27 protein-coding genes are annotated in these 23478 nt (G+C 71.1%); 4 read left to right on the top strand and 23 right to left on the bottom strand.

Features of this window, described 5'->3' with window-relative positions:
• Nucleotides 1-45: 45 nt before the first annotated feature.
• The 4 genes from Psi01_RS40725 to Psi01_RS40740 form a co-directional block, all read right to left on the bottom strand.
• Entirely contained in the window at nt 46-1635 is a 1590-nt protein-coding gene (locus Psi01_RS40725) for a DUF2334 domain-containing protein (protein WP_204069552.1), read from the bottom strand.
• A gap of 252 nt (nt 1636-1887) precedes the next feature.
• On the bottom strand, nt 1888-3543 hold the full coding sequence (locus Psi01_RS40730) for a DUF2334 domain-containing protein (protein ID WP_204069553.1): 1656 nt from the start codon (nt 3541-3543) through the stop codon (nt 1888-1890).
• A gap of 88 nt (nt 3544-3631) precedes the next feature.
• Entirely contained in the window at nt 3632-4870 is a 1239-nt protein-coding gene (locus tag Psi01_RS40735) for a glycosyltransferase family 2 protein (protein ID WP_204069554.1), read from the bottom strand.
• Nucleotides 4867-5238, bottom strand: coding sequence for a hypothetical protein (locus tag Psi01_RS40740; RefSeq protein WP_204069555.1), 372 nt, complete (start codon nt 5236-5238; stop codon nt 4867-4869). The genes Psi01_RS40735 and Psi01_RS40740 overlap by 4 nt, the downstream gene beginning before the upstream one ends.
• Before the next feature lie 368 nt (nt 5239-5606).
• Between Psi01_RS40740 and Psi01_RS40745 the strand changes: the two genes are divergently transcribed.
• Together Psi01_RS40745 and Psi01_RS40750 are read left to right on the top strand one after the other, a co-directional pair.
• Nucleotides 5607-6302 carry a 3-keto-alpha-glucoside-1,2-lyase-like domain-containing protein gene (locus tag Psi01_RS40745; RefSeq protein WP_204069556.1) on the top strand — a complete coding sequence of 232 codons (696 nt, stop codon included), beginning with the start codon at nt 5607-5609 and terminating at the stop codon, nt 6300-6302.
• Between the two features lie 71 nt (nt 6303-6373).
• Nucleotides 6374-7372, top strand: a complete 999-nt coding sequence (locus Psi01_RS40750; RefSeq protein WP_239128411.1) for an NAD(P)/FAD-dependent oxidoreductase — start codon at nt 6374-6376, stop codon at nt 7370-7372.
• Nucleotides 7373-7511: 139 nt separating this feature from the next.
• Here Psi01_RS40750 and Psi01_RS40755 read toward each other — a convergent pair whose 3' ends face one another.
• The 11 genes from Psi01_RS40755 to Psi01_RS40805 form a co-directional block, all read right to left on the bottom strand.
• Nucleotides 7512-8591: an EscU/YscU/HrcU family type III secretion system export apparatus switch protein gene (locus tag Psi01_RS40755; RefSeq protein WP_204069557.1), complete on the bottom strand. Its 1080-nt coding sequence runs from the start codon at nt 8589-8591 to the stop codon at nt 7512-7514.
• Nucleotides 8591-9352 carry a flagellar biosynthetic protein FliR gene (locus tag Psi01_RS40760; RefSeq protein ID WP_204069558.1) on the bottom strand — a complete coding sequence of 254 codons (762 nt, stop codon included), beginning with the start codon at nt 9350-9352 and terminating at the stop codon, nt 8591-8593. The genes Psi01_RS40755 and Psi01_RS40760 overlap by 1 nt, the downstream gene beginning before the upstream one ends.
• A 4-nt stretch (nt 9353-9356) precedes the next feature.
• Nucleotides 9357-9632 (bottom strand): flagellar biosynthesis protein FliQ, encoded by a 276-nt coding sequence (gene fliQ / locus Psi01_RS40765; protein ID WP_239128412.1) that lies wholly within the window; start codon nt 9630-9632, stop codon nt 9357-9359.
• Between the two features lie 10 nt (nt 9633-9642).
• The gene (gene fliP, locus Psi01_RS40770) at nt 9643-10557 is read right to left on the bottom strand and encodes a flagellar type III secretion system pore protein FliP (RefSeq protein WP_204069559.1); all 915 of its coding nucleotides are present in this window, start codon (nt 10555-10557) and stop codon (nt 9643-9645) included.
• The gene (gene fliO / locus Psi01_RS40775; RefSeq protein ID WP_204069560.1) at nt 10557-10988 is read right to left on the bottom strand and encodes a flagellar biosynthetic protein FliO; all 432 of its coding nucleotides are present in this window, start codon (nt 10986-10988) and stop codon (nt 10557-10559) included. The genes fliP and fliO overlap by 1 nt, the downstream gene beginning before the upstream one ends.
• 54 nt (nt 10989-11042) lie before the next feature.
• Nucleotides 11043-11777, bottom strand: coding sequence for a flagellar motor switch protein FliN (gene fliN / locus Psi01_RS40780; protein WP_204069561.1), 735 nt, complete (start codon nt 11775-11777; stop codon nt 11043-11045).
• On the bottom strand, nt 11774-12688 hold the full coding sequence (locus tag Psi01_RS40785; protein ID WP_204069562.1) for a flagellar motor switch protein FliM: 915 nt from the start codon (nt 12686-12688) through the stop codon (nt 11774-11776). The genes fliN and Psi01_RS40785 overlap by 4 nt, the downstream gene beginning before the upstream one ends.
• Before the next feature lie 380 nt (nt 12689-13068).
• The gene (locus Psi01_RS40790; RefSeq protein WP_204069563.1) at nt 13069-13527 is read right to left on the bottom strand and encodes a flagellar basal body-associated FliL family protein; all 459 of its coding nucleotides are present in this window, start codon (nt 13525-13527) and stop codon (nt 13069-13071) included.
• Nucleotides 13528-13545: 18 nt separating this feature from the next.
• Nucleotides 13546-14451 (bottom strand): OmpA/MotB family protein, encoded by a 906-nt coding sequence (locus tag Psi01_RS40795; protein ID WP_204069564.1) that lies wholly within the window; start codon nt 14449-14451, stop codon nt 13546-13548.
• On the bottom strand, nt 14451-15233 hold the full coding sequence (locus Psi01_RS40800; RefSeq protein WP_204069565.1) for a motility protein A: 783 nt from the start codon (nt 15231-15233) through the stop codon (nt 14451-14453). Before Psi01_RS40800 ends, Psi01_RS40795 begins: the two co-directional genes overlap by 1 nt.
• On the bottom strand, nt 15234-15521 hold the full coding sequence (locus Psi01_RS40805) for a flagellar FlbD family protein (RefSeq protein ID WP_204069566.1): 288 nt from the start codon (nt 15519-15521) through the stop codon (nt 15234-15236).
• A gap of 249 nt (nt 15522-15770) precedes the next feature.
• Between Psi01_RS40805 and Psi01_RS40810 the strand changes: the two genes are divergently transcribed.
• Both Psi01_RS40810 and Psi01_RS40815 read left to right on the top strand, forming a co-directional pair.
• A complete protein-coding gene (locus Psi01_RS40810) occupies nt 15771-16043 on the top strand; it encodes a hypothetical protein (protein WP_204069567.1) in 273 nt (90 codons plus the stop codon).
• Nucleotides 16040-16348: a hypothetical protein gene (locus Psi01_RS40815; protein WP_204069568.1), complete on the top strand. Its 309-nt coding sequence runs from the start codon at nt 16040-16042 to the stop codon at nt 16346-16348. The genes Psi01_RS40810 and Psi01_RS40815 overlap by 4 nt, the downstream gene beginning before the upstream one ends.
• A gap of 119 nt (nt 16349-16467) precedes the next feature.
• Here the strand turns inward: Psi01_RS40815 and Psi01_RS40820 are convergent, their stop codons facing one another.
• The 8 genes from Psi01_RS40820 to fliG form a co-directional block, all read right to left on the bottom strand.
• Nucleotides 16468-17316, bottom strand: coding sequence for a flagellar hook-basal body complex protein (locus Psi01_RS40820; protein WP_204069569.1), 849 nt, complete (start codon nt 17314-17316; stop codon nt 16468-16470).
• Nucleotide 17317: 1 nt separating this feature from the next.
• Nucleotides 17318-17785 carry a flagellar hook assembly protein FlgD gene (locus Psi01_RS40825; protein WP_204069570.1) on the bottom strand — a complete coding sequence of 156 codons (468 nt, stop codon included), beginning with the start codon at nt 17783-17785 and terminating at the stop codon, nt 17318-17320.
• A 33-nt stretch (nt 17786-17818) separates the two neighbouring features.
• Nucleotides 17819-19060, bottom strand: a complete 1242-nt coding sequence (locus Psi01_RS40830) for a flagellar hook-length control protein FliK (RefSeq protein WP_204069571.1) — start codon at nt 19058-19060, stop codon at nt 17819-17821.
• Nucleotides 19061-19115: 55 nt separating this feature from the next.
• Nucleotides 19116-19973 (bottom strand): C40 family peptidase, encoded by an 858-nt coding sequence (locus tag Psi01_RS40835; RefSeq protein ID WP_204069572.1) that lies wholly within the window; start codon nt 19971-19973, stop codon nt 19116-19118.
• On the bottom strand, nt 19970-20407 hold the full coding sequence (gene fliJ, locus Psi01_RS40840) for a flagellar export protein FliJ (RefSeq protein WP_204069573.1): 438 nt from the start codon (nt 20405-20407) through the stop codon (nt 19970-19972). The genes Psi01_RS40835 and fliJ overlap by 4 nt, the downstream gene beginning before the upstream one ends.
• Before the next feature lie 90 nt (nt 20408-20497).
• The gene (locus Psi01_RS40845) at nt 20498-21814 is read right to left on the bottom strand and encodes a FliI/YscN family ATPase (RefSeq protein WP_239128413.1); all 1317 of its coding nucleotides are present in this window, start codon (nt 21812-21814) and stop codon (nt 20498-20500) included.
• Nucleotides 21814-22461 carry a FliH/SctL family protein gene (locus Psi01_RS40850; RefSeq protein WP_204069575.1) on the bottom strand — a complete coding sequence of 216 codons (648 nt, stop codon included), beginning with the start codon at nt 22459-22461 and terminating at the stop codon, nt 21814-21816. Before Psi01_RS40850 ends, Psi01_RS40845 begins: the two co-directional genes overlap by 1 nt.
• Nucleotide 22462: 1 nt before the next feature.
• Nucleotides 22463-23476 carry a flagellar motor switch protein FliG gene (gene fliG / locus Psi01_RS40855; protein WP_204069576.1) on the bottom strand — a complete coding sequence of 338 codons (1014 nt, stop codon included), beginning with the start codon at nt 23474-23476 and terminating at the stop codon, nt 22463-22465.
• Nucleotides 23477-23478: the final 2 nt, after the last annotated feature.

Raw genomic sequence — 23478 nt, forward strand, 5'->3', positions numbered from 1 at the left:
GGCGCGCCGTACCCCCTCTTTCGCATGTGCCCGCCGCGCGCGGTGCTACAGCATCGACTTGGCGGGCACGAAGGTGTAGCCCAGGCCCTTGATCCCGTCGATGGTCTCCTCCAGCCACTCGGTTCCCAGGTAGGGGTGGTAGAAGAAGCTGGCCACGCCGTCGCGCACCACCAGGTTGGCCCGGGCGGCGTCGATCAGCCTGTCGGGCAGCACCACCGGGTGGTTGTTGAAGGCCTCCGGCTCGATGTTGCCGATGTTCTCGGGCAGCACCTTGGAGCCGTAGACGTCGGTGACGGTGTAGGGGAAGAACTGCCCGGCCATGTGGTCGTACTGCGGCGCGGTGCCCGACAGGGTGCCGGCGAAGTACAGGCTGCGCTCGTAGCGGGCCGTGAAGCGCAGCTGCTTGACGGCCTTGTAGTCGGCGACCGAGGCGGCGTAGTGCGGGAACTCGAAGATCGTCGGCACGGGGAGGCCGGCGGCGAGGAACTCGGCGGCCGAGGCCATCATCCGGCCGGCGGCCCAGGCGGTGGAGTCGCCGGGCACGGGCCCGTCGTAGCGGACGTAGTTCTGCTCGTCGACGTGGGCGGTGTAGAACTCGAAGTCGTCACCGCTGGTGCCGTTGTAGGGGTTGGGCTTGTCGGTGTACTGGTGGGTGTACCCGTGCATGATCATCGTGCCGCCGTTGGCGAGCATGTACTTGATCGCCTTGACGACCGCGGGCCGCTGTCGGAGCTTGATGGTCTTGCCGGGCTCCTTGTAGACGGGGTAGACGCCGAAGGAGAAGGGGATCTTCCGGGCGGCCAGCACCTTGGCGACCTTCATCAGCTCGTCGGCGTCGTAGTTGGGGCCGATGTCCTCAAGGCGGACCATGGCGCGGTGGCGCTCCTTGGTCTCCGGCGCCAGGGCGTCGAACAGCAGGTCGGAGAAGACCAGGTAGCGGTCGGTGGCGGTGGTGTAGGCGAAGGGGATCTCGCCGATGTAGGTCAGGTTGCGCGAGCGGATCGCCCACGGGATCTGCTTGCCGTCCTTGCGCACGGCGCTGGCCAGCACCTTGGCCTTGGTCTCGTCGACGCTGGCGTAGTCCATCACGCCGGAGGCGTTGACGCCGTCACGCGAGAGGTCCTTGCCCTTGTAGACGACGCCCTCGATGGTGTCGACGTCGAACTGCGACCACATCCAGCCGTAGGTGGCGGCGAAGTCCGGGGTGGCGGCGGTCAGCTGCCAGATGTTGTTGTTCATCCAGATGACCGGGCGGACGGCGGAGCGCACGTCGTCCAGGAACGCGGCCGGCAGCGGCTCGTCGTAGGTGGAGCCGACGTAGATGACGGCGGTGAAGCCCTTCATCGTGCCCTTGGTGTAGGCCGAGACGGGCATGGCGGTGTAGGTGCCGAAGTGGCCGGTGAGGTTGGCCGCCTGGGTGGCGTACAGCTCGCCGAGCCAGCCCCACTGGCCGGTGGTGTCGTACAGCACCAGGGTGGAGCGGCCGGTCCCGGCCAGGCCGCCCTTGAAGACCGCGGGCGCGGCGGCGGCCGCGGCGGGCTGCGGCACGAAGGCGGTGGTGAACAACATCATGACCGACAGCAGCGCCGTCAGCATCGGCAGGATGAGACTGCGCCGGCGCAGGAGAGCGGGCATAGGAGAAGGACCCCCACAGCGAAGTGAATCCGGCGCGGGTGAAGGCGCCGCATGACAGGGTGTGGGTTCGGTCTCGCCATTGGCTCCCCGAGACGGCTAGGCGGCCGAATTCCTACGTGCGCGTGCAGCGTCGTTGAGGCCGTCTCGGATCATTGCTTACCCGTTGAAGCGCCGCGGTATATGCCCCTACCTGCGGGTTCTCGTCCAGGGTAACCATGGGTTACCAAAACCGGCAAACCACCCGGCAATCCTTTACCGAACGTGCGCGGTGAGGGGTACGGCGGGCGCCGCGGCGGCGGTCAGGGCGGCCGGCGCCACGAAGGCGTAGCCGAGGTCCTCGATCCCGTCGATGATCTCGCCCAGGCGCTCGGTGCCCAGGTAGGGGTGGTAGAAGAAGCTGGCCACGCCGTCGCGCACCACCAGGTTGGCCCGGGCGGCCTCGACCAGGTCGGCCGGCAGCACCGACGGGTTGTTGTTGTAGCCGGTCAGCACGACGTTGCCGAGGTTCTCGGGCAGCACCTTGGAGCCGTAGACGTCGGTGACGGCGTAGGGGAAGAACTGCCCGGTCATGTGCTCGGGGCGGGGGCCGGTGCCCGACAGGGTGCCGGCGAAGTACAGGCTGCGCTCGTAGCGGGCGCCGAAGCGGGTGAGCGCCGCCTTGTAGTCGGCGGCCGAGGCGGCGTAGTGCGGGAATTCGAAGATCGTCGGAACCGGCAGCCCCGCGGCCCGGAACTCGGCGGCCGAGGCCATCATCCGGCCGGCGGCCCAGGCGGTGGAGTCGCCGGGCACGGGCCCGTCGTAGCGGACGTAGTCGTCGGCGTCGACGTGGGCGGCGTAGAACTCGAAGTCCGCGCCGCTGACGCCGTTGTAGGGGTTGGGCCTGTCGGCGTACTGGTGGGTGTACCCGTGCATGATCATCGTGCCGCCGTTGGCGAGCATGTACTTCAGCGTCTCCACCAGCCGGGGCCGGTCCTTCAGGCTGACGGACACGCCCTTGGCCGGGTCCTTGTGGACGGGGTAGACGCCGAAGGAGTAGGGGATCTTCCTGGCGGCCAGCATCTGGGCCACGGCCCGCAGCTTGGCGACGTCGTAGGTGGGGCCGACGTCCTCCAGGCGGACCATGGCGCGGTGCTCCTCCAGCGTCTCGGGCGCCAGGGCGTCGAACAGCAGGTCGGAGAAGATCAGGTAGCGGTCGGTGGCGGTGGTGAAGGTGAAGGGGATCTCGCCGATGTAGGTCAGGTTGCGCGAGCGGATCGCCCACGGCAGCCGGGTCCCGTCGGCGCGCACGGCCTCGGCCAGCACCGCGGCGGTGGTGGTGTCCACCGAGGCGTAGGCCATCACGCCGGAGGCGTTGGCGGTGTCGCGGGTGAGGGTTCGGCCCTTGTAGACCACCTTGCCGACGGCGGCGTGGTCGAGCCCGGACCACATCCAGCCGTAGGTGGCGGCGAAGCCGGGGGTGGCGGCGGTCAGCTGCCAGATGTTGTCGTTCATCCAGATGACGGGACGGGCGGTGGAGCGCACGTCCTCCAGGAACGCCTGCGGCAGCGGCTCGCCGTAACTGGATCCGGCGTAGACCACCGCCGTGTACGGCTCCATCGCGCCCTTGGTGTAGGCCGAGACGGGCATGGCGGTGTAGGTGCCGAAGTGGCCGGCGAGGTTGGCCGCCTGGATCGCGTACAGCTCACCGGTGTGGCTCCACCGGCCGGTGGTGTCGTACAGCACCAGCGTGGAGCGGCCGGTCCCGGCCAGGCCTCCCTTGAAGACCACGGCCGCGGCGGGGACGCTGTCGGCCGCGGCGGCGGGCACGCGCCGGGTCAGGCCGGCGGTCAGCAGCGTCGCGGTGCAGAGCGTCGCCAGCGCGAGCAGGATCGCCAGGCGGCGGCGGAGGGGGCTGGTCGAGGTGGGCATGTCCCTGTCCTGGTGGAGGAGGTCGTGAATGACCGGCGGCGGGCCGTACGGCCGTCGCGGGCGAAGGTGGGCGGGGGCCCGGGGAGGATCAGGTGCGGGCGGTCTTGAGCCAGCTCTGGCGGCCGGAGACCGTGCGTCCCACGGCCCACCAGCCGGCGGCGAACCACTGGTAGCCGTAGAGCACGAACGCGTGCCCGAGCAGCAGGGAGCGCAGCAGGCCCAGCTCGCGGTCGCGCCGCCAGTAGACGTAGCCGTAGACGAGGGCGACGCCGAACGACAGCCCGTACCACAGGGCGAACATGGCGGGCGAGACCACGCTGTGCCCGGCCTGCAGCGAGGCGGCCACCAGGGCCAGGCCCGAGGCGGCGAAGGCCAGCGGCAGCAGGGAGGTCAGCAGCAGGAACCAGGGGCTCATCAGGTGGTAGACCAGGTCCGGGGCGGCGGTGGCCGGGGCGCGGCGGATGACCAGCGGCAGCAGCTTGCCGGCCTGCAGGTGGCCCTGGAACCAGCGCGAGCGCTGCCGTACCAGCCGCTTGGGCGACAGGACGGCCTGCTGGTGCACGGCGGTGGTGTGGCAGAAGCGGTTGCGCCAGCCGGTGGCCAGCATGCGCACGCCGAGGTCGAGGTCCTCGGTCAGGCAGTCGCTCCAGGGGTCCTCGCCGAGCTCGGCCAGCGCGCTCAGGCGCATGAACTGGCCGTTGCCGCCCAGGCCGACGCTGCCCAGGTGGCGGCGGCCGTTCTGGAAGACGTCGGTGTAGACGACGAACTCCATGTCCTGCATGCGCGCCAGCAGGCCGCTGTGGCGGTTGTACATGCGCACGCCGATCTGGACCGCGCCGGTGCCGGGGTCGGCGAAGTAGGGGGCGACCTCGCCGAGGGCGTCGACGTCCAGGCGCCCGTCGGCGTCGAGCACGCAGACGACGACCCGGGAGGGGTCGCGCCCCTCCAGCAGGCCGGAGCCGGTCAGGTGGGCCAGGCCCGCGTTGAGCGCGGCGCCCTTGCCGCGGCGGGCGTCGGGCAGGGTGCGCTGCAGCAGCCAGATGCGGTCGTCCTCGGCCGCGGCGGCGCGGACGATGTCGGCCGTGGCGTCGGAGGAGGCGTCGTCGACGACGAGGACCGCCAGGTCGCCGGGCAGGCCGCGCAGCCGCTCCAGGCTGGCGCCGAGCACCTTCTCCTCGTCCAGGCAGGCCATGAGGAAGACGAAGAACGGCGCGGGCTCGGCGGGCGCGGCGGGACGGCGCACGCGCCGCGACAGCAGGAACATCATCGCGGTGTAGCCCAGGCCGAGCACGATGACCGCGGAGCTGAGCTGGAGCAGCGCGCTCACCGGGTCACCTGCGCGGCCGTCGGCCGCGGGGCGGCGGTGACGGTGGCGGCGACGGTGGCGGGGGCCACGGCACCGCGGCGGCGCCTGGCGTCGACGCCGCGCAGCACAGCCCCGGCGGCCAGCAGGCTCGTCATGATGAGGAGGAAGATCCCGAATCCCGCGCCGGTGATCATCAGCATGGTGCGGGCCACGTCCACCGCCAGGGAGGCGGCCTGGCCGGCCGCCGCGGCGGAGCCCTCGGCGGCGGCGGAGACCGTGGAGACGGTGGAGGCGGTGGCCTCGGCGGCGGCGGGGTCGCCCGGCAGGACGGCGGTGGCGGCCACACTCATTCCGGTGCCGGTGAGGGCGAGGGCGCTGTTGGCGTACATCTCAGATCCCTCCCGCCATCGTCGAGAGAGAGGCCGGGGAGGCGGAGAGGCCGGAGCGCGGCGGAACGGCAGGAGTGGGCATGGGAACGGACCCTCACAACGAAACGGACCCGGACATCCCGAAGGGACGTCACCTGACAGGTGACGGGTGCGGTCTCGCCATTCACTCCCCGAGACGGCTAGGCGGCCGAATTCCTACGTGCGCGTGCAGCGTCGTTGAGGCCGTCTCGGATCATCGTGTACCCGTAGAGGCCGCAGGTATATGCCCCTACCTGCGGCTTCTCCATCAAGCTAACCCTGCGTCACGAAAATGGCAAACCCGGACCCAAAAATATTACGTAGCGTGAAAGTCACGTAGAGTGACAAACGTGGATCTTCATCGGGTACGGCGCGCGGCGCGGTGGCGCCTGGCCGCCGCCGTGGTGGGCGTCGTGACGCTGACGGCGGCGGGGTCCTGCGGCGGCGAGGAGGCCGTGGAACGCTGGCAGGAGGGGGCCGCGCACTGGGACGAGGGCGGCGTGCACGGCGACTGGCGAGTGATCTTCGACGGGGGCGGGTTCACCGGTCGCAGACCGGACGGGACGATCCTGCTCGCCCCTCCCCCACCGGAGTCCGAGGACGTCACCCACGCCGGTCTCATCGTCTCCACCGGCACCACCGGCGAGCCCGACCTGCGGATGCGGCTGCGCACCCTGGACCAGACCCGTCCCGAGCCCAACGTCTGGGAGGTCGCCTGGGCGGTGTGGCACTACACCGGCCCGCAGAACTTCTACTACCTGCTGCTCAAGCCCAACGGCTGGGAGCTAGGCAAGGCCGATCCCGCCTTCCGCGGCGCCCAGCGCTTCCTGGCCACCGGGCCGGGGCCGTTCCCGATCGGCCGCTGGTACGAGGTGCGGGTGCGCCAGAGCGGCGCCCGGATGACGGCCTGGGTCGACGGCCGCAAGCTGGTCGACTACACCGACGAGCAGGACCCCTATCTGCAGGGCGCGGTCGGTCTGTACGCCGAGGACGCCGTGGCCGAGTTCGCTTCCGTCAGCCTGGGCGGCCATCCGCTGCGCGGCTGACGCTCCCGATTTTTGCTGTTTCGGCAACACTTTTTGTCTTATGCGCAGGACATGCCGCACTGTGGGCGCACATGACGAGCGGAGGGAAGGCGACGATGCGGGAGACCTACGACGTGGTGGTGATCGGCGGCGGGGCCGCCGGGCTGGCCGGCGCCCTGGCGCTGGCCCGGGCGCGGCGCTCGGTGCTGGTGGTCGACGACGGCCGGCCGCGCAACGCCCCGGCCGGACACGTGCACAACTACCTGACCCGGGAGGGCACGCCCCCGGCCGAGCTGCTGGCCATCGGGCGCGAGGAGGTCGCCGGCTACGGCGGCGAGATCGTCACCGGGCGCGCCGAGACGGCTAAGCGGCAGCAGGAGGGGTTCCTGGTCGAACTGGCCGACGGGCGCGCCGTACGGGCCCGCCGCCTGCTGGTGACGACCGGCCTGGTCGACGAGCTGCCCGAGCTGCCCGGCCTCGCCGAGCGGTGGGGCCGCGATGTGCTGCACTGCCCGTACTGCCACGGGTGGGAGGTCCGCGACCGGCGCATCGGCATCCTGGCCACCGGGCCGCTGGCCCTGCACCACGCGCAGCTGTGGCGGCAGTGGAGCCCGCACGTGACGTTGCTGGCCAACGGCAACCCGCCGGACGAGCAGGAGGCCGAGCGCCTGGCGGCCCGTGAGGTCACCGTGGTGGGGGAGCCGGTCTCGGGACTGGAGATCGACGGCGACGCGCTGAGGGGGGTACGGCTGGCCTCGGGGGAGGTCGTCGAGCTCGACGCGGTGGTCGTCACGCCGCGCTTCACCGCCCGCTCTGAGCTGCTGGAGTCGCTCGGGCTCAAGCCCACCGACCTGGAGGTCAACGGCCACGTCGTCGCCACCCAGATCCCCGCCGACCCGATGGGGGCCACCTCCGTGCCCGGCGTGTGGGTGGCGGGCAACGTCTCCAACGCGATGGCGCAGGTCATCACCTCCGCCGGAGCGGGCCTGACCGCCGGCGCGATGATCAACGCCGACCTCGTGGAGGAGGACGCCCGCCGGGCGCTGGAGGACTACCGGCGGCGGGCGGGGACGGCGGCCGCGGAGGCCTGAGAGCCTCACCCGCCCGCCACCGGTGACGGGCGGGTGAGGCCCGATCTCGTGAGAGGCGCCGGAGCCCCGGCCCGGTCCCGTCTCCCGTGGCGGGTGCGACGCTCCCCGGCCCGGTCCCATCCCTCGTGGCGGGGCCGGGTCAGGCGGCCAGGCGGTGCAGGCCGGCGGCCGAGCCCTTGGCCTTGAGGGTCATGACGAAGGCGAGCACCTTGGCGACGGCTCCGTACATCTCCGCGGGGATCTCGTGGCCGATCTCGCAGCTCTTGTACATGGCGCGGGCCAGCGGGATGTCCTGCACCATCGGGATGCGGTTCTCGGCGGCGATCTCGCGGATCTTCGCCGCGACGGTGCCGGCGCCCTTGGCCACCACGCGGGGGGCGCCCTTTTCCGGGTCGTAGCGCAGCGCCACCGCCACGTGGGTGGGGTTGACCAGGACGACGTCGGCGGTGGGGACGTCGGCCATCATCCGGTTGCGGGCCATCGCCTGCTGGCGGGCCCGGATCTGGCCCTTGACGTGCGGGTCGCCCTCGGTGCGCTTGTACTCCTCCTTGACCTCCTGCTTGGTCATCTTCAGCTGCTTGCCGATGCGGTGGCGCGACATCGCGTAGTCGGCGGCGGCCAGCACCAGGCCGACGGCGCCCGACAGGCGCATGAGCGTGATGAGCGCGTCGCCGGCGGCCGACAGCAGGGTGCCCAGCGGCAGGGAGCCGGAGGCCATCAGGACCGGGATGAGGTCGCGGACGGACATGTAGGCGATGCCGGTCAGGGCCGCGGTCTTCAGCAGCGCCTTGACGGCCTCCCACAGCGCCTGGGCGCCGAACATGCGCTTCAGGCCGGAGAACGGGTTGAGCTTCTTGAACTGCGGCTTGAACAGCTTGCTGGCGGGCTTGAGACCGGTCTGGCCGGCCGCGGCGAGAAGAGTGATCAGTACGGTGGCCGCGGCCAGGGGCGCGATCGCCAGCACGGCGTCCTTCAGGCCCGTGGTGAACAGGCCCAGCGCCATCTGCGGGTCCGGGTTCCGCACGATCTCGCCGACCTGGAACATGATGCGCTTGCCCGCCTCGGTGGCGTTCTCCAGCACCATCGGCAGCAGCATGCCGGCCGCCAGGAGAGAGGCCCACGCGCCGAAGTCCGGCGTCTGGGGGACTTGGCCCTCCTTCTGCGCGTCCTTCTTCTTCTTGGCTGTAGGCTGCTCGGTCTTCTCTCCGCCTCCGCTCATCAGCCCGTCAGCTCCATCATCATTCGCACGGCACGGTCGGTCAGCCCGTCGATGGCGCCCGGCAGCACGGCGATGGCGATGCCGGCCAGCGACAGGGTCAGGAAGATCTTCACGGGGAAGCCGAGGGAGAAGGCGTTCAGCGCCGGGGCCGCCTTGCTGAGCAGGCCGAGCGCGAGGTCGGCGCAGAACAGCACCGCGATCATCGGGCCGGCGATCTGCAGGGCGGAGACGAACAGGTCGGCCAGGCCGCCGGTGATCAGGTCGCTGAGGGTCTCCATCGACAGCGTGCCGTTCAGCGGGAGGGTCGTGTAGGTCTGGGTGAAGCCCAGCATCACGAACTGGTAGCCGCCGCTGACCAGCAGCAGGGTGGTGCACAGCATCTGGTAGAACTTGCCGAACACCGAGCTGGCGGCCATCGACAGCGGGTCGAAGGCGGTGGCCAGGGAGAAACCGCCGAAGATGTCCAGCAGGTCTCCGGCGGCCTGGACGGCGGCGAAGACCAGAGAGGTCAGGAAGCCCAGCGCGACGCCCACGACGACCTGCTCGACGGAGCTGATCAGCATGGTGGCGACGGTGATGTCGGGAAGCTGTCCGGCCAGGCGGGGCGTCAGCGGCAGGGCGATCGCGACGGCCAGCAGTGCCTTGACCGCTCCGGGGATGGCCTTGGAGTTGAACGGCGGGCTCATCAGCAGCCAGGCCGCCGACCGGATCGAGGCCAGGAGCAGAGCCGCCAGCGTGGGGGCGGACAGCAGTCCCGTCATGGGCTCAGCCGCCGTGGATGAGCTGCGGCAGCTGGTCGAACAGGGCGGTGGTGAAGGAGGTCACCTCGTGCAGCATCCAGTTGCCGCTGAAGATCAGGGCCACGGCCACGCCGGCCGCCTTGGGCACGAAGGACAGGGTGGCTTCCTGGATCTGCGTCACCGACTGGAACAGCGAGATCGCGAAGCCGATGAGCAGGGCGGTGATCAGGATCGGAGCGGCCAGCTTGGTGGCGAGCACCATGGCCTGGGTGCCGATGTGCAGCACCTGGACGTCGGTCACGGTCAGATCCTCACTGGTAGCTTCCGACCAGGGACGTCACGATGAGTCCCCAGCCGTTGACGAGTACGAACAGAAGGAGCTTGAAGGGCATCGCCACCGTGACCGGTGGGAGCATCATCATTCCCATCGACATCAGGGCCGCGGAGATGACCAGATCGATGATGAGGAACGGTATGTAGATGACAAACCCGATGATGAAGGCGGTGCGCAGCTCCGACAGCACGAACGCCGGGATCAGGGTGGTCATCGGCACGGCCTCGGCGTTGGCGGGCTTCTGGCTGCCGGAGACCTTGGTGAACAGCGCCAGGTCGTCCTTGCGGGTGTGCTTCATCAGGAACTCCCGCACCGGCGGGGTTCCGGCCTCGACGGCCTGGGAGACGCTCTTCTCGCCCTTGAGGTAGGGCTGGATCGCCTTGTCGTTCACCTCGGAGGCGACGGGCCCCATGATGAACAGGCTGATGAAGATGGCCAGGCCGGCCAGCACCTGGTTCGGCGGGACGTTGGACAGGCCCAAGGCGTTGCGGGTGATGCTCAGCACCACGAAGATCTTGGTGAAGCTGGTGCACAGCAGCAGGATCGCCGGCGCCACGGACAGCACCGTCAGGCCCAGCATCACGACGATGGACTGGCTCGGCTTGCCGTTGACCCCGTTGAGGTCGATGGTCACCGTGTCGTTGCCGGGGCCCTCGGGACCGTTGGGGCCCTTCGGATCGGACGGCGAGGCGAGCGCGGGGGCCGCCGGGGCTGCGGTTGCGGTGGTGCCGGTGGTCACAGTGGTCACAGTGGCCGCGGTGACCTCGGCGATCTCGGTGACGGGGGCCGCCTGCCGTACGGGGCGGGTGGCGGCCTCGGCCGGGGAGGCGCCCAGGGCGATCGTGCCAGCGACGGCCATTCCGGCCAGGGCCAGGCTGAGGATGCGCTTCATCAGTTACGAGCCGTCCGTTCGCGCAGCGTTTCCAGGGCGGTCTTCCAGGTCTGGGGAGACAGGGCGGAGCCCGCGAGGGGGTTCCTGCCGGCCGCCACCTCGTCAGCCGGAGAGGAGTCGGCTGTCGGGACGGCGGCCGGCAGGGAGACGGGGACGCGCTCCTCCGGCTCCTCGCGCTGCTCCTGCAGCGCCGCCAGATCGGTCTCCGTCAGGAGGGTGACCTGTCCGTCGGTGACGCCGAGCACCAGGGCCCGGTCGGTCACGCGGACGATGGCCACCGAGGAGTTGCGGGACAGCTGCTGACGGGCGATCACGGAGAGGTGGCCTCCGCCCCGGCCCGCCAGCGGCTTGCGGGCGACCTTGGACAGTCCCCACGCCAGGAGCAGGACCACCAGAAGCGAGAACGTGATACGCAGAACGGTCTCGATCATTTTCGGACGTGCTCCTACCTCGGGACGGATTCGGTCTGCTGGGCGGTGGTCCGCCTACAGGCGGTCGGCGGTCGGCGGAAGGATCTCGGTGATGCGGATGCCGAAGTTCTCGTCGATGACCACGACCTCGCCGCGGGCGATCAGGCGGCCGTTGACGAGCAGGTCCACGGGGCTGCCCGCGGCGCGGTCGAGCTCGACCACGGCGCCGGGGGCCAGGGAGAGCAGCTCGCGCACGGTCATCCGGGTGCGGCCGAGCTCGGCGGTGACGCTCATCTCCACGTCGTGGAGCATGTCCAGGCCGCCGCGACCGGCGACCGAGCCCGGCGCGCCGCCCGCGGCCGTGGCCGGCCACGGGGTGGCGACCAGCGCCACCACGGCGTGCACGACGCCCTCGGCCACCAGCGGCACGAACAGCGCCTCGCCGCGGTTGGCCAGCGCGCCCAGGCCGACCTGGACCTCCACGGCCTGCGCGGGCTCCATGACGATCGGGCCGAGGACCTTGGCGGCCGCCTCCAGGGCGGGCTGGATGGCCTTGGTCAGGTCGAGCTCGCCGAGCGGGCTCTGCCGCAGGGCGTCGACCAGGTCCTGGCTGACGACCACGGCGACCTCGCCGCGGACGGCGCCGGAGAAGCGGGCGCACACGGCCTGGCCGACGGGGACGTCATCCGGGATGGAGGTGACGGGCGTGCCCGCCTCCAGCTCGGCGCCCGAGGGCAGCAGGGCGATGGCGGCCTCGGCCGCGTCGAGGGCGAAGGCCACGCGCGGGGCGACGGTGATCGTGGTGGTCATAGCTGGATTTCCGTTTCGTTCTGCGGCGTGGGCACGACGAGGCAGGCCAGGCGCGGGCCCTGGCTGCCGGGCACTGCGTGGGCGAAGGTGATGCCGGCGGCGGTCACCGACAGCGGGGCCGTGACCGCGTGGGTCAGCGGCACGACGTCACCCGGCTCGAGGCTGATGATCTGCTCGGGCCGCATGATGATCGAGTCGAAGCGGACGGCCACGTCGATGGGCGTGGTGCCGAGCGCGGCGGCCATGTTGCGGTGGGCCTCCTCGCGCGTGCGGCGCTGGGAGTCGCTCAGCGCGACGTCGTTGTCGCTGCCCTGGAGCTTGGGGAAGATCGACGTGAACGGCAGGCAGAACGTCATCAGGCATTCCTCGCTGCCCACGGCCATCGTGAAGGAGGCCACGATGACCGCGTCGGCGGGCGCGGCGGCCTGCACGAACTGCGGGTTGTAGTCGATCGCGCCCAGCATGGGGCGGAAGTCGGTGATGGACTCGAAGGCGTAGTGCAGCTCGTCCAGGACCCGGTTGAGCAGGTCGCGAAGGAGCGGCAGCTCCATGTCGCTCAGGGGACGCTCGGTCTGCGGGCCGCCGGGGCCGCCGAGCAGGTGGTCGATGCTGGCCATCGCCGTACTCAGCGAGAACTCCATGATGGCCGCGCCCGGCAGCGGGTCCAGGGTCAGCGTGGCCATGATCGTGGGGTTCGACAGGCCCGAGATGTACTCGTCGTAGGTGAGCTGCTGGATGGAGACCAGCGACACCTGCGACACGACGCGCAGGGTCGAGGTCAGCAGCGTCGTGTACTGACGGGCGAACGTCTCGTAGGCGATCTGGAGCGTGCGGGTGTGCTCTCGCGAGAGCTTGATCGGGCGCCGGAAGTCGTAGGTGTGCGGCTCAGACGTCTTCGCCCGTCGGGACACGCGTCCTAGCAGGCGATGCGTCGGGGTCGAAGGCTGGCTCTCACTCACGAGAACACTCATCGGCCGGGCTTCGCCCCGTATGAGGAAATGCCGGAAATCGGGTTCACCTCGTGATGAGGGTCCCGTTCTGCCGCGGGGCGCGTGCGGCGCTCCCGCCCGTGTCTTCGGTTGTGCTCTCGTGCGGCTGGGGTGTCCTTTCGCCGGGTACGGCTGGCGTGGCTGGTCAGTGGGTGATCAGTGGGTGATCACTGCGCGGCCGGCGTCGTGGCGGGCCGCGCTCCCGTGCCCGCCCGCCGGAGGCGGGCCGGTCCCTGGGCCGGGGGGCGGGCCGAGGCCGGACGGCCTGCGGCCCGCGCGGGGGCCTTGGGGATCGCGGAGGACTACTGCATCACGAACTCGGTGAAGTAGATGTCCATGATCTCGCCCTCGTAGGCCTTCTCCACCTTCTCCAGCAGCTCCTGCTTGGCCAGGTTGCGGGCCTTGTTCGACGACAGCTCGTCGACCCCCTTGTTGCTGAACTGGTCGATGGCCAGGTCCAGGGCCTTGCTGCCGTCCGGAGCCTCGGCGACCTCGGCGGTGGCCTGCAGGGCCATCTTCAGCTTCAGGAAGTGCCCGTCGGCGAGGTTGACCGTGATGGCGTCCAGGGTCGCCACGGCGCCGGGCTCCGGCGCGGGCTCCGCCGCCTCCTCCCCGCCACCGGCGAAGAGCAGGAAGTAGGCCGCCGCGGCCGCCCCGAGGACGAGGACGGCTCCGGCGATGATGAAGATCATCTTCTTGGACTTCTTGCCGCCCTTCGCCTCCTCGGCGTCGGGCGCGGCCTTGAGCGTGGCGGTGGCCATGGTGGTCTCTCCCGGAGGTCAGTTGGTGGTTGCGGACTGGCCCGCGGCGGAGGGCAGCAGTGCCTTGGTCTGGGAGTCGAGGTCGGACAGGACGACCACCTCGACGCGGCGGTTCAGGGACACCGACCGGGGGTCGGTGTCGGCGTACAGCGGGCGCTGGTCGGCGTAGCCGGAGGCGTTCAGCCTGGCGGCCGGGATGCCCCTGAAGATCAGCCGGCGGACCACGGTGGAGGCCCGGGCGGTCGACAGCTCCCAGTTGGACGGGTACGGGCCCGAGGTCACCGGCAGCCAGTTGGTGTGCCCGTCGACCTCGACCTTGTTGGTCTCGCTGCGCAGCGCCGGGGCGATCGCGTCGACGATCTTCTTGCCGTCCGACAGCAGCTCGGCGCTGTTGTTGCCGAACACCACGGAACTGGTGACGACGGTGACGACCAGGCCGCGCTCGTCGATGCGGAACTGCACGCTGTCGGAGGCGTTCCGCTTCTCCAGCGCCGCCTGGATCTTCTTCTTGATCTCCTCGAACTTCTCGACCTCCGCGGCCGCGTTCTTCGCGCGGGCCGAGGCCTTAGCCCGGTCGAGGGCGTCCAGGGCTTCCTGGGCCTTCTTCTCGGCCTCGCTCTTCTCCTCCTGGGAGGCGGTGGCCGACAGGTCCATGAAGGCGTCCTCGCCGCCGCCGGCCTCGCCGGAGACGGCGGTGCCCGGGGCGGTGAAGGTGACCGCGGGCTCGCCGAAGGCCATCGACAGGCTCGACTTGAGCGCGTTGAACTTGTTCTGGTCGACCTGGCTCATGGCGAACAGCACGATGAACAGGGCCATGAGCACGGTGAGCATGTCGCCGTAGGTGACCAGCCAGCGCTCGTCGGCGTGCCCCTCCTCGTCATGGCCTCCCGCGTGCTTCTTGTGACGGCGGACCTTGGTACTCATCAGGCCGCCTTCTTCTCCGCGGGCTTGGTCTCGGCCTCACCCGGCGGCAGCAGGCTCTTGAGCTTCTGGGAGACCAGGCGCGGGTTGGTGCCGGCCTGGATGTTGGCGATGCCCTCGATGGTGAGCTCCATCTGGGCGCACTCCAGCTCGCTGATGCGCTTGAGGCGGTTGCCGATGGGCAGCCACATCACGTTGGCGCTGGCCACACCCCACAGGGTGGCGACGAACGCCGCACCGATCATGTGGCCGAGCTTCTCGGGCTCGCTGAGGTTCTCCAGCACGTGGACGAGGCTGACCACGGTGCCGATGATGCCGATCGTGGGGGCGTAGCCGCCCATGTCGGTGAAGATCTTGGCGCCGGCCTTGTCGGCCTTGCGCTTGGCCTCGACCTCGGCCTCCAGGATCTCCCGGAGCTCCTCGGGGTCGGTGCCGTCGATGGCCAGCTCCAGGCCGCGGCGCAGGAAGGGGTCCTCGACCTCCTTGATGGCGTCCTCCAGGGCCAGCAGGCCCTCGCGGCGGGCGCGCTCGGCGAGCTTGACGATCGAGTCGACCAGCTCGGCGCTGACCGAGGGCTTGGCCGTCAGGGCGCGCTGGATCTGCTTGCCGATGCCGAGGCTGTCACGCAGGACGCCACCGGCCATGGCCACGCCGAAGGTGCCGCCGAAGACCAGGATGATCGGTGCGATCAGCATGATCGACATCGGGTTGGCGCCCTCGAGCAGCATCATCACCAGAATGGAGACGGCTGCGATGCCGATACCTGCCAGGGTTGCCGGATCCATCTATCGCTCCTGCCGGTGGAGGCGGACCACGCGCGCCTGGTCCGAGTCGGACGGCGAGGTCGGGGTCGGGGGGCGGTGGGTGCCCGAGGAGACGAGGATCTCCGCGTCGGCGATCAGCTCGGCGCGGTAGCGGCGCACCAGCGTCAGGAACTCGCTCAGCGACTCGGCGATGATGTACTTGGTCCCGTCCACGAGGGTGATCACCGTGTCGGGCGTCTGATCGGCTCGCTCGATCAGGTCCGGGTTCAGCGCGAACTCCGGCCCGTTCAGGCGCGTAAGAAGTATCACGGGTCCGTCCTCGAGTCGTCAGCGGGCACGGCGGGCCCATCCCTGAACCGCGCTGTACTCCCCATCGGCCGCCACCCCCGTGGCCTGAGGAAACCCGCAGGACCAAGGTCCCGTACGGCCCCGGTCGCGGCGCCCGTCCGGCCGGTGCGGCGAGCCGTACCGCGTTCACCGGGCCGTGCCGGGTACATCGGGTCGGAGAGTTCGGCGATCTCTTCATACCGAGAGGGGTAGGGAAGTATGGTCGCTGGTATGACGAAGAAGAAGACGGCTGTCAGCCTGGACGCCTGGGTCCTGGAGGACGCGCGACAGGTCGCCGACGAACTCGACATCCCGCTCTCCACGCTGGTCCAGCGAGGACTGATGCGGGAGATCGCCGCATGGCGCGAAGCGCGGGCGTCCATGACGCGCCCGCCTCACCCCGCCGCGGCCGAGGCGCTGGATCTGGCCGCGGCCACCGCCGACCAGGCCATCTCCGAGCTCCAGGCAGACGTCTCCTCCGGCACCCGCGGAGCCGCCGCGTGAAGTTCGCGACCGGCGATGTGTGCGTACGGGGCACAGGGCGTTTCGTGGTGATCTCCAGCGACTTCTACCACTCCATCTCCGGGCGCGCGCTGATCGTGATGCTGGTGCCCGTCGCCGGCGCGGACATCACCCACTTCGCCGTGTCGCTCGGTACCGGCGAGCACGAGATCGCCGCGGCCGACTTCGTGTTCAACGTCCCGCTGTCCGACCTGAGGGCCCCCGATCCCGAGCACGGGCCGACCAGGGTCGGCAGGGACGAGGTGGCCACGATCGTGGCCAAGCTCCAGTCCATCCAGGGCATCTGACCCGTTTCACCCGGGGACGTACGGCGTCCGGGAGAACCGGGGAAACGCGAAAGGCCCCGGGCACGCGTGGGGGGCGTGCCCGGGGCCTGGTGCCGTCCCCGGCGTGCGGGGACGGGCGCTTAGCGCTTGAGGTTGACCAGGTCGTTCAGCAGCTCGTCGGAGGTGCTGATGACCTTGGTGTTGGCCTGGAAACCGCGCTGGGAGATGATCAGGTTGGTGAACTCCTGACCGAGGTCGACGTTGGACATCTCCAGCGCGCCGGTCTGCATCAGGCCCATGCCGCCGGTGCCCGCGGTGCCGACCTCGGCGGCGCCGGAGTTGACGGTGGCGCGGTAGGTCGAGCCGCCGGCCTTCTCCAGACCACCCGGGTTGACGAAGTTGCCCATGGCGATGCGGCCGATCGGGCGCTTGGTGCCGTCGGTCATGACGCCGACGAGGGTGCCGTCCTGGGAGATGGTGTAGGACTCCAGCGAGCCGTCCGTCGGCAGCTGCACCGGCACCAGCGGGTCGGCGGTGTTGATGGTGCCGTTGGTGGTGTTCCAGCCGAGCACGAAGTTGCCGTCCGGGGTGACCAGGGTGCTGTTGGCGTCGAGGCTGAAGGAGCCCGCGCGGGTGTAGAGCTGCTCGGTGCCGTTCTGCACGACGAAGAAGCCGTCGCCCTGGATCATCAGGTCGGTCTTGCGGCCGGTGGTCTGCGCCGCGCCCTGACCGAAGTTGGTCTCGATGCCCGCCAGGCGCACGCCCAGGCCGACCTGCGCCGGGTTGGAGCCACCGGCGGCCTGGTTCACGCCGTCGGCGGCCTGCGGGGCGCCCGCGGCGCGCATCATCTGGCTCAGCGTGTCCTGGAAGGTGGTCTGGGACGTCTTGAAGCCGGTGGTGTTGACGTTGGCGATGTTGTTACCGGTGACGTCCATCATCGTCTGGTGGACGCGCAGGCCGCTGATGCCCGAGTACAGGGAGCGAAGCATGTCAGTTTCCTTCGGTGGAGGCGGGTTCGGTGCCGGGCCGGCCGGCGCTGGTGACTTCCTTGACCGAGGACAGCGGTACATCCGTGTTCCCGACCTTCAGGGTCGGGCTGCTGCCGAGCGAGGCTGAGGTGACCACACCGACGGCTTCCTTGCCGTCTGGTCCGGTGTAGCTGACGGTCTTGCCGACGAGGCTGCTGGCCGACAGGCTCAGCTGCGCCGCGAGCATCTCCCCCTGCTGCTTGACGAGCTCCTCCATCTTCTCCACCTGGGAGAACTGCGCGGTCTGCGAGAGGAACGCCGAGGTGTCAGCGGGCTTGCTGGGGTCCTGGTAACGCATCTGCGCCACCAGAAGCTGCAGGAAGGTGTCCTTGTCGAGCTTGCTGCCGCTCGAGGCGGACGCGGTCGACGGGGACGCGGCCGTCGTGGCCGTGGTGATCGGGGACGAGGTCCCGCTCACGGAGTTGGTCACGTGTGATTCCTTTGATTCCTTGCGAGAGGCGGATCAGAGGCGGACGTTGAGCAGACGGGAACCGGGCCTGTCGGGTACGGGATCCGTCACGGCGGGCTCGGGCCGCTGGTAGGCGTCGCCGGCCCGGGCCGCGCCTGCGGCGGCGCGGGCCGCCGGGTCCTGCCGGCCGAAGGGCTGGTTGCGGTCGCCGGGCTGTCCGCCGTTGGGCGCCTCGCGCTGCAGGTCCAGGCTGCAGGAGGAGAATCCGCTCTCCTCCAGTTCCCGCTTCAGGTCCGGCAGGGCCGAGCGCAGCGCGTCGAAGGCGGCGTCGCTGGTACCGGCGAGCTGCAGGTGCACCGCGCCGTTGCGCAGTTCGGCCACGACGCTGACCGGGCCGAGGTCGACCGGGTGCAGGTGGATGGTGAGGCGGTGGATGCCGTCCGGGTCCTGGCGCAGCGGCACCACGTGGACCGCGATCTGCGAGGCCGGCGTGGCGGGCTGCTGGGCGGCGGGGGCGGCGACGCGCTCCACCGCCGCGGCCTGCACCGTGGCGAAGGACTGGGGTGCGGCCTGCGGCACCGGATCGGCGGTCTCGGTGACCGCGCCGGTCGCGGAGGCGGAGGGGCCGGAGCCGTCATCGCCGGTCGTGCCCGCGCCGGAGCCGGAGCCCGCGCCCGTTCCCGCGCCGGTGGGCGCGACGGCGACGGTCTGGTCCGCGACGATCTGCGGCGACGGGACGTCGCCGGAGCTCTTGGTGGTGGCGGGGGCGGTGACGGCCGGCTGCGCGGCGAGCGCGTCCTGGCCCTGCCGGGCGGCGTCGGCGGCCGCGGTGAACGCGGCCAGGGTGGCGCCGTCCATGACGACCGTCTCCGCACCCGCTCCCGTCAGGAGCGCGGCGGGGATGGCCGTGCCGGTGGAGGCCTGCGTCTGGCCCTGGGCCTGCGTGCCGGGCTGCGCCGGGAAGGCGGGCACGCCCTCCTGGAGGCCGGGCTGGGGCTGTACGGCGGGCTGCGCCTGCCCGAGGGCGGCCGTCAGGGCCTGCGCCTGGAGCGGGCCGGCGCTCGCCGGGGCCACACCCTGCGGCGCCGCGCCGTTCGCGCCGGTGCCGTTCGCACCCGCGGAGGTGTCGGGACCGGGTGGGGTAACTCCCTGCGGCAGCACCCCGCCGCCCGCGAGAAGAGCGAGAAGCGCGGCGAAGGCGTCGCCCGCCCCGTTCTGGCCCGTCTGTCCCTCGCCGGAGGAGCCGGAAGGCGCCGCCATCGGCGACGGGCTCCCCGCCAGGGGGATCGAAGGCACAGTCAAAATCGTCTCTCCTGTTATCCGATGCCGTTCATGACTGGATGGTTCGGAGTCAGACCTGGCCCGGGTCGGGCAGGCCGGTACCCAGCCCATCGGCAGAGGCGGTCGCCACCTGTGCCAAAACATCGGATCCGTTGAAGAGCGGTGTGGCGGCGCCGTGCCCGGAGCGGATGCCGGCCATCAGGGCCAGCAGCTCGGCGGCGCTCGGCGTCGCGGGGGTGGCGCTCAGCGCCGAGGAGGCGACGTTCAGGGCCGAGGGGGTCGCCTGGACCGCGGTGGCCGTCGTGGTCGCGCTCGCCGCCGCGTCGGGCAGGATGCGGCGGATGTCGGTGGGCTTGCGGTAGTAGTCGTCCATGTCGACGATCTTGACCACGTCGCCGGTGCGCGGGGCGTGCAACATCTTGCCGTCGCCGATGTAGATGCCGATGTGCGTGGCGGGGGAGCCGAAGGTCAGCAGGTCGCCGGGCTGGGCCTGCTTGAGGCTCGGGATGCTGCGGCCCTCGTTCTGCTGGTCCTGCGAGACGCGCGGCAGCGAGATGCCCAGCTTCTTGTAGACGAGCTGGACCAGGCCGGAGCAGTCCAGGCCCTTCTTCGGGTCCGTGCCGCCCCACAGGTAGGGGACGCCCAGGTAGCGGCGGGCCTGCTCGACGACGTCCTGGCCGGTGACCTTCCCGTCGGCCGAGCCGGAGGTGGCCGTGCCCGTCGCCGTGGTGGCGGTGGTGGACCGGGTGGAGCCCGTCGTACTGCTCGCCGCCGACTTGGCCTCGTCCAGCGCCGCGGCGAAGTCGGCGGCCGAGGTCGTGGACGCGGTGCCGGAGGTCGCGGAGGTCGTGGTCGCCGAGACGGGGGCCGTACCGCCGAACTGGGTCTGCAGCTGGTTGATCCTGGCTGCGATGTCGGCGATGCTCAACGCCCGTTCTCCTTGTCCGTACGGGGCCTGCGGGTGGTGGAAAGATCGTCGACGGCGCGCTGGTCGGCGGCGGCCTCGGCCTCGCGGCGGGCGGTCTCGTGCCGCTCGGACAGCTTCTCCACCATCCGGCGGCGCTGGGAGGCGGCGCTCCAGGTGTTGACGCTGGCGGTGACCCGCCGCTGGGCCTCCTCGGCCTGCTGGCGCCGTACCGACAGCTCGGCGGCCACCGCGCGCCGGGCGGCCATCGCCGCGACGAACGCGGCGGCGTCGGAGGGGTCCACGACGACCATCCGGTTCTTCAGCTCTTCCTCGTGCTGCGCGACCCGCTGCGCGGCGGCTCCGGCCTCGCCCCTGGCCCGCATCACATCGCCCTTGGCGGCGTCCTCCTGCGCCTTGCGGGCGCGCAGGATCGACGACAACCGGAATCGTGGCATGGAGACTCCTTAACGTGGAGGCCGTGGAGGTTTTGGAGGGGAGGTTTTGGAGGGGAGGTCCGAGGCTCGGCCGGTGGGAACTCGCCCCCGTCAGGCCGGTGCGCCCGTCAGCAGGGCGTGCAGCGACTCCCAGGCCTCCGCGGCCGGGGTCTGGTCGTCCATGTCCTGGCGCAGGAAGTTCTCGATGCGCGGCCACAGCGCCCGGGCCAGGTCGGCGTCGGGGTTGGTGCCGGGTACGTAGGCGCCGATCTCCACCAGCTCGCGGATGTCGCGGTGGGCGGCCATGAGGCGGCGCAGGGCGGTCGCGTCCGCCCGCTGCTCGCGGCTGGTCACGGCGCCGGCGACGCGGGAGACCGACTCCAGCACGTCGATGGTCGGGAAGTGGCCTGCGGTGGCCAGGCGGCGGTCGAGCACGACGTGGCCGTCGAGGATGGAGCGCGCCGCGTCGGCGATCGGCTCGTTGTGGTCGTCACCGTCGACCAGCACCGTGTACAGGCCGGTGATGGTGCCGTCGACGCCGGGCCCGGCCCGCTCCAGCAGGCGGGGGAGCATCGCGAACACCGACGGCGGGTAGCCGCGGGTCGCCGGGGGCTCTCCGGCCGACAGGCCGACCTCGCGCTGGGCCATGGCGGCGCGGGTGAGGCTGTCCATCAGCAGCAGGGCGTCGCGGCCCTGGTCGCGGAACCACTCGGCGATCCGGGTGGCCACGAAGCAGGCGCGCAGGCGCACCATGGGCGGCTGGTCGGAGGTGGCCACGATGACGACCGAGCGGGCCAGGCCCTCGGGACCCAGGTCGTTCTCCAGGAACTCCCGGACCTCACGGCCGCGCTCGCCCACCAGCGCCACGACGGTGATCTCCGCCTCGGTGCCCCGGGTGATCATGGACATCAGGCTCGACTTGCCGACGCCGGAACCGGCGAAGATGCCCAGACGCTGCCCGCGCCCGACGCTGACCATGGTGTCCAGCGCGCGCACGCCCACCGGCATCGGCTCGGCGATGCGGCGCCGCTGCATGGCGTTCGGCGGCTCGTTCTCCACCGGGACCATCTCCAGGCCCGCCAGGGAGGGCCCGCCGTCCATCGGGCGGCCCAGGCCGTCCAGGACGCGCCCGCGCAGCGCCTCGCCGACGGGGATCCGCAGGGAGTCGCCGGTGGCGATGACGGGGCTGCCCACTCCGATGCCGGTCAGCGTGCCCAGCGGCAGGCAGCTGAGCCGGCCGCTGTCCAGCGCGACCACCTCGGCCGGGACGGCGGCGGAGCCCTCGCCCAGGTAGACGAGGTCGCCGACCTTGCCGGAGACGCCCTCCACGGTGACCGACAGGCCGACCACGGCGGAGACGCGGCCGTTCACGACGGGGCGCGCGGCCCGGGTGGCGGCGGCGATGCGGGAGTCGAGCAGCGGGATCATCACAGGCCCAGGGCCTCCTTGACGCGTTCCAGGGCGGTGGACAGGCGGGCGTCGACGGCGGTGGCGTCGCACTCGGCGACGGCGTCACCGGGCTTCAGCCGGGCGTCGACGACCATGGTCACGGCGCGGCCGTCGATGTCGAAGGTGTTCTGACCGGCGCCGACGAGGGCGGCGTGGTCGGCGGGGCTCAGCCGGACGAGCACGGGGCGGTTCTCGGGGACCAGCTCCAGCGCCCGGGCCAGGGCCTCGCGGCCGGGCTCGGGGCTGTGGGCGATCTCCCGGCCGAGCACCGCCTCGGCCAGTGCGTACGCGGTCTGAACGATGAGCTCCTCCAGTTCGGCGGCGGCCGGAGCGGTCTGCCGCTCCATCTGGGCCGCCGAGCCGGTGATGGCGGCCAGGGCGCTGTCCAGGCGGGCGATCTTGCGGGCCTCCGCCCGGGCGACGCGCTCCGCCTCGTCCCGGACCTCGGCCACCGCGGCCTGGCGGGCCTCCTCGCGGCCCTGCGCCCAGCCCTCGGCGTATCCCGCGGCCTGGGCCGCGGCACGGGCACCGTCGACGATCTCGGTCGGCATGTTGGTGACGACGTTGAAGTCGGTGGCGAACCGCGCCGCGCTGAAGGCGCGTGCCTGGGCTCCACGTACAACCATCTCAGGCGACGAATTCATCCTCATCCCCACGGCGAATCACGATCTGACCCGACTCCTCCAGCGCCCGGATCGCGTGAACGATCTTGGCCTGGGCCTCTTCGACCGTGCGCAGGCGCACGGGGCCGAGCAGCTCGATCTCCTCGACGAGGTTCTCGGCGGCCCGCTCGGACAGGTTGCGCGTGATCTTGTTGAGCACGTCCTGGCCGACGCCCTTGAGGGCGGTCGCCAGGTCGACGGTCTCGACCTGCCGGACCACGAGCTGGACGGCGCGGTCGTCCAGGTGGACGACGTCCTCGAACATGAACATCCGGCTGCGGACTTCCTCGGCCAGCTCGGGGCTGCGCCCCTCCAGGCCCTCGAGGATCAGGCGTTCGGTGACGCGGTCCGCGCGGTTGATGATGTCCACCAGCGGCTGCAGGCCGCCCACGGCCGACAGGTCCGACGGCTGGAGCACCGAGGAGAGCTTGCGCTCCAGCGACGACTCCACCTGGCGGATGATGTCCGGCGAGGTGCGGTCCATCACCGCGATGCGGTGGGCCACGTCGGCCTGGAGCGTGGGGCTCAGGCCCGACAGGATCTGCGCGCCCAGGTGCGCTGGCAGGTGCGCCAGCACCAGGGCGATGAGCTGGGGGTGCTCGTCCTGCACGAACGACAGCACCTGACGGGGGTCGGCCCGCTGCAGGAAGCTGAAGGGCAGGTCGACCATCGACGCCGACAGGCGGTCGACGATCTGGCTGGCCCGCTCGCGGCCCAGCGAGGCCTCCAGCAGCTCCCGGGCGAAGTCCATGCCGCCCTGACCGGCGTAGCGGTAGGCGGTGGCCAGGTCGCGGAACTCGGTGAGGATCTCCACCGCGTCGAAGGGGTCGACGGTGCCCAGCCGCACGATCTCGGCGGTCAGCTCCTCGACCTCGGCCTCCCGCAGCTGCGAGAGCACCTTCGCCGAGTCGTCCTTGCCCATCTGCACCAGCAGGACGGCGGCCTTGCGGAGGCCGGACATGGTCTCGGTCATCGGCATGA

This window comes from Paraplanobispora siamensis (genome assembly GCF_016863175.1).
In the GTDB taxonomy this organism is placed as follows: domain Bacteria; phylum Actinomycetota; class Actinomycetes; order Streptosporangiales; family Streptosporangiaceae; genus Planobispora; species Planobispora siamensis.